The 5,741-nt window shown below is 76.0% G+C and carries 4 protein-coding genes; 2 read left to right on the top strand and 2 right to left on the bottom strand.

What is annotated here, in order from left to right; translation table 11 throughout:
- Nucleotides 1–283, bottom strand: a 283-nt coding sequence (locus EBM89_RS19135; RefSeq protein WP_199732202.1) for a hypothetical protein, incomplete at its 3' end; no start/stop codon positions are given.
- 356 nt (nt 284–639) lie between these two features.
- Here EBM89_RS19135 and eccCa point away from each other — a divergent pair.
- On the top strand, nt 640–4,620 hold the full coding sequence (gene eccCa, locus EBM89_RS19130; protein ID WP_122151197.1) for a type VII secretion protein EccCa: 3,981 nt from the start codon (nt 640–642) through the stop codon (nt 4,618–4,620).
- Between the two features lie 107 nt (nt 4,621–4,727).
- Entirely contained in the window at nt 4,728–4,904 is a 177-nt protein-coding gene (locus EBM89_RS21520) for a hypothetical protein (RefSeq protein ID WP_158609726.1), read from the top strand.
- Between the two features lie 45 nt (nt 4,905–4,949).
- On the opposite strand, the gene EBM89_RS20945 is transcribed toward EBM89_RS21520, so the two are convergent.
- Entirely contained in the window at nt 4,950–5,339 is a 390-nt protein-coding gene (locus EBM89_RS20945) for an FHA domain-containing protein (RefSeq protein WP_147463631.1), read from the bottom strand.
- Nucleotides 5,340–5,741 lie beyond the last annotated feature (402 nt).

The raw sequence follows: 5,741 nt of genomic DNA, 5'->3' as shown, positions 1-5,741 counted from the left end.
GGGCGACCCAGGCGGCGCGGGCGCGGGCCGCACGACCGCGCGGGCGGGGCGCGGGGGCGACGACGTGCACGAGCGAGCCGTCCGCCACCTGCTCGGCGACGGGTGCGGCGAGGTCGAGGACGCGGCCGGCGGAGTCGAGGACGAGCAGCCCGGGGACCAGCGGGACGCCCGCGGCGGCCAGCAGCTCGGCGAGGGTCCGGGAAGCGTCCAGGGCGACGTCGAGGCGGCGGGTGCCGAGGTGCACGGCGACGCGGGTCAGCGGCGCCAGCACGGGGACCGTCACGCGCGCCTCCTCCTCGTCCTGCCCGGGGCCGCCCCGGGGCCGCACGGCTCCGGGGCGGACGTCGGGCGCGGGCCCGGGCGCGCGACCCCCGGGCGCGGCGGCTGTCATCGTATGCGGTCGACCGCCGTCGAGGGGGCCCGTGACCGGCCCCGCGACCCGTCCGGGGCCGCGCTTCCCACGTCCGGCCCACACCCCGCTCGCGATCCCGCACGGCGGCGCCGCCAGATCCCACCCGGAGGCGGGTCCCCCGTCCGGGTGGACGGACCGGGCCGTCGGCGGTCACCGGCAGGTAGGTTTGCCCACGACGTCGGGGGGCGCGCGGCTCCCCGCCTGGTAGGAGGGACCGAGCGCCGACGATGTCGATCGCGCCGCAGCAGGGGACGCGCCTCGAGCCGCCCGCCGTCCCCAGCGGGCAGGTCGTCCTGCAGCCGCCGCCCGAGATCCAGGCGTCCGACGGCATCAGCGGGATGCTGGCCAACGCCATCCCCATGCTCGGGTCGGTCGGGTCGATCGTCTTCGTCGCGATGAACCAGCCCGGTCCGCGCGGCTACATCGCGGCGGGCATGTTCCTGCTGGCCTCCCTCGGGTTCGTCGGCGTGAACGGCTGGCGGCAGCGCTCGCAGCACCAGGCGCAGGTCGTCGGCGCGCGGCGCGAGTACCTGGCGTACCTGTCCGACCTGCGCACCTCCGTCCGGCAGGCCGCGGGCGCGCAGCGCCGGGCCGCCGAGTGGTCGTCGCCGGACCCGCGCGCGCTGGCCGCCGTCGCCGAGGAGCGCACCCGCGTCTGGGAGCGCCGCCCGGCCCACGAGGACTTCCTCGCCGCCCGCGTCGGCGTCGGCGCGCAGCCGCTGTGCCTGGACCTGGAGGCCCCGCAGACGCCGCCGCTGGCGCAGCTCGACCCCGTGGCCGCGTCGGCCGCGCACCGGTTCCTGGTGACGCACCGGGTGCAGCAGGACGTCCCGCTGGCGTTCGACGTCCGGTCCGTGGCCCGCATCGAGGTCACCGGCGGCGTCGCCGAGTCCCGGGCGCTGGCCCGGGCCGTGGTCAGCCAGCTCGCGACGTTCCACGCGCCCGAGGACCTGCAGGTCGCCGTCATCGCGGGCGACGCCGCGCTGCCCGAGTGGGACTGGGTGAAGTGGCTGCCCCACGCGCACTCGACGCGCTCCCGGGACGCCGTCGGCGCCGCCCGGATGATCGGCACCGCGCTCGCCGACGTCGAGGGCCTGCTGCCCGAGGACCTGACCGACCGGCCCCGCTTCGGGTACGCGACCGAGGCCCCGCTCCCCCACGTCCTCGTGGTGGTCGACGGCGGGCACGTCCCGGTCGGCAACGCGATCCTCACCGCCGACGGCGTCCTCGGCGTGACCGTGCTCGAGCTCCCGGACCGCTGGGGCGAGCTCGACGAGCCGACGACGCTGCGCCTCAACGTCGGCGCGGCCACCGTCTCCGACGACGTCCTGCGCGCGCCGGTCGACGTGCTGCGGCTCGGCAACGCCCCGGTGCGGGTCGAGGGCGACCAGATGTCCGTCGCCGACGCCGAGGCCACGGCCCGCCGCCTGCTGCCGCTGCACGTCGAGTCGGGCCCGGAGCGCGGCGACGAGGAGGTGTCCTCCGAGCTCGTGGACCTGCTCGGCGTGGGCGACGTCCGCGACCTCGACCTGGACGTCGCGTGGCGCCCCCGCCTGGCCCGCGACCGGCTGCGCGTGCCGATCGGCGTGACGCCGCAGGGTCAGCCCGTCGCCCTGGACATCAAGGAGTCCGCCCAGCAGGGCATGGGCCCGCACGGCCTGATCATCGGCGCCACCGGCTCCGGCAAGTCCGAGGTGCTGCGCACCCTGGTGCTGGCGCTCGCGATGACGCACTCGTCCGAGGACCTGAACTTCGTCCTCGTCGACTTCAAGGGCGGCGCGACGTTCGCGGGCATGGCCGACATGCCGCACGTGTCCGCGATCATCACGAACCTCGGCGAGGAGCTCACCCTCGTCGACCGCATGCAGGACGCCCTGCAGGGCGAGATGGTCCGCCGCCAGGAGCTGCTGCGCGCCGCGGGCAACTTCGCGAACGTCGCCGACTACGAGAAGGCCCGCAAGGGCGGTCGCACGGACCTGGCGCCGCTGCCGGCCCTGCTGATCGTCTGCGACGAGTTCTCCGAGCTGCTGTCCGCGAAGCCGGAGTTCGTGGACCTGTTCGTCACCATCGGCCGCCTGGGCCGGTCGCTGCAGATGCACCTGCTGCTGTCCTCGCAGCGCCTGGAGGAGGGGCGGCTGCGCGGCCTGGAGTCGCACCTGTCCTACCGGATCGGCCTGCGCACGTTCTCCGCCGCGGAGTCCCGCACCGTGCTCGGCGTCCCCGACGCGTACACGCTGCCGCCCGTGCCCGGCATGGGCTACCTCAAGCCCGACACGACGACGATGATCCAGTTCCGCGCCGCCTACGTGTCCGGACCGCCGAAGGCCCGCCGCCGGGGTGCCGCGAGCGGCGCGACCGCCGGGACCGGGGCCGCGCGCCTGGAGTCGTTCACCGCCGCGCCCGTCCTCGGCGGCGCCGTCGAGGCGCCCGCCACCACCGAGGTCGCCGCCGTCGCGGACGCCGAGGAGACGCGGGCGACGTTCGACATCGCCGTGCAGCGGATGAAGGGCCAGGGCCCGCCCGCGCACGCCGTGTGGCTGGAGCCGCTGGTGGTGCCCCGCACGCTCGACGAGCTCATGCCGGACCTGGTCGTCGACCCGCGCCTCGGCCTGGTCTCCCCCGGGTGGCGGTCCGCCGGGACGCTCACCGTCCCGCTGGGCACGGTCGACCGCCCGCTGGAGCAGCGTCGCGAGAACCTCACCCTCCAGCTCGGCGGGGCCGCGGGCCACATGTCGATCGTCGGCGCCCCGCGCACCGGCAAGAGCACCGCCCTGCGGTCGGTCGTCGCGTCCCTCGCGCTGACGCACACCCCGCTGGAGGTGCAGTTCTACGTCCTCGACTTCGGCGGTGGCACCTTCGCGCCCCTGGCCGCGCTCGCGCACGTCGCGGGCGTCGCGTCCCGCGCCGAGCCGGACGTCGTCCGCCGCACCGTCGCCGAGGTCGAGTCGATCATCGACAACCGCGAGCGGTACTTCCGCCAGCAGGGCATCGACTCCATCGAGACGTACCGCACCCGCCGCGCGCAGGGCACCGCCGACGACGGGTACGGGGACGTCTTCCTGCTGGTCGACGGCTGGTCCACGATCCGCACCGAGTTCGACGAGCTCGAGCCGCGCATCCAGGCGCTCGCCGGGCGGGGTCTGACGTTCGGCGTGCACCTCGTCGCCACGGCCGCCCGCTGGATGGACTTCCGCACCCAGGTCAAGGACGTCTTCGGCACCCGCCTGGAGCTGCGGCTCGGTGACCCCATGGACTCCGAGATCGACCGGAAGGTCGCCGTCAACGTCCCCAAGGAGCGGCCCGGCCGCGGCCTCGCGGTGTCCAAGCACCACGTGCTCACCGCCCTGCCGCGCGTCGACGCGGACAGCGACGCGGGAACCCTCGGCGCCGGCGTGCAGCACCTGATCCAGGCCGTGAACGCCGCCTGGCAGGGCCCCGCCGGGCCGAAGCTGCGGCTGCTGCCCGACGAGGTCGCCCTCGACCAGGTCCGCGCCGACCCCCGCGCCGACGCGCGCCGCCTGCTGCTCGGCATCGACGAGGCGAACCTCGCCCCCGTCGGCGTGGACGTCACCGAGGAGCCGCACCTGTACGCGTTCGGCGACGGCGGCTCGGGCAAGTCCGCGCTGCTGCGCGCCGTCGCGTCCGAGGTCCGCCGCCTGCACACCCCGCAGCAGGCGCAGATCTTCGCCGTCGACTTCCGGCGCTCCCTGCTGGGCGAGATCCCCGAGGAGTACCTCGCCGGGTACTTCACCACCCAGGAGCAGGCCGCCGCGGAGATCGCCGGGCTCGCCGACTACCTGCGCGGGCGCCTGCCCGGACCGGACGTCACGCCCGAGCAGCTGCGGTCGCGGTCCTGGTGGACCGGCGCCGAGGTGTACGTGATCGTGGACGACTACGACCTCGTCTCCACGACCACCGGCAACCCGCTGTCGCCGCTGGTGCCCCTGCTCGCGCAGGCCGGTGACGTGGGCCTGCACCTGGTGCTCGCCCGCCGCTCCGGCGGTGCGGGGCGCGCCATGTACGAGCCCGTGCTCCAGGCCCTGCGCGACCTCGCCGCGCCCGGCATCGTGCTGTCCGGCAGCCCCGACGAGGGCGCCCTGGTCGGCGGCGCGAAGCCGACGCCGTCGGTCCCCGGCCGCGCACAGCTCGTCACCCGCGACGAGGGCCGCCAGGTCGTCCACCTCGCCTGGACGCCGCCCACGCTGTAGCGCCACGCGGTCCGACCGAGACGTGCCCGCGTGCGAGTGGGCGCTCGGCACTCACCGCGCGCTGAGAGTGGGCATGCTGGGATGAGCGGGAACCCCGGGGAGGTCTCATGAAGTCGACGAGCAAGGTCTCGGTCAAGAAGCTCGACCGAACGACGTACCGGGTCTCGTCCGCGAACGGGCGCAGCGCCATGACCGGTCGATTCGTCTCCGCCACGACCGTCGAGCGAGCTCCTCGCACCTCGGTGTCGGAGCAGCGGACGGTGAAGGACTCCTCGGCACCCTGACACGGTGCCCGCGACAGTCGACCGTGCGCCGGTCGATCCCTTGCGCTAGGCCTGCTCGACCGGGATGCGGTACGTGCCCAGGACCAGGGTCCAGCCGGCCGTGACGTGGGCGGGCTGGGCCGGAACGAGCGTCCACGGCTTGCCGTCCGGGTCGACCAGCACCGTGCCGTTGGTGGACCCCCGGTCGACGACCTCCAGGCCGCCCGGGACCGGGCGGAACGCCAGGTGGGTGCTGGACACCGACTGCTCGGGGTCCACGACGGCCAGCACGTGCGACCACGGGCCGCCCTCGGCGTGCGGGCGTCGCCCGATCAGTCCCGGCCCGGTGACGGCGACCTGCTCCCCCGAGGCCAGCACGAGCACCACCGGACCGACGTCCGCGCGCGTGCCCCACCCGGCGACCCGCGTGTGCTCCAGGTCCCCGAGGACGGGCACCGTCGGCACGGTCGAGTCCGGCAGCCCACCTCCGGCGGGGTCACCGGCCGTCTCCCCCCGGTCCTCGTGACTCCCCGCCGTCGTGGGGGTGGCAGCACGAGAATCGTCGGGCGACGCCGGCGGCCCGGCGGCGGGCTCGGTCGTGACGCCCGGCGCGACGGCGGTGGCAGGCGCGGGCGTCTCCCCGCGATCCTCGTCCTGCCCGACTGCGGTCGGGGTGGCGGTACGAGGGTCGGAGGGCGTCGCGGGCGCGGCGGGCGGCACCGGCGGGATGGACTGCTGGGCGGTGGTCGGCGCTGCGTCGGGCTGGTCCGCGGGGAGCGGCGGACCCGCGGTCGGGGAGGGGCGCGGCGTGGTCGCGGGCGGCGGGCCCGTGGTCGGAGTGGGGCGCGGCGGGGTCGG

This window comes from Cellulomonas triticagri, assembly GCF_003696205.1.
GTDB lineage: Bacteria > Actinomycetota > Actinomycetes > Actinomycetales > Cellulomonadaceae > Cellulomonas > Cellulomonas triticagri.
The sequence above is the reverse complement of the archived record's forward strand: the minus strand, read 5'-3'. Positions and strand labels throughout refer to the sequence as shown.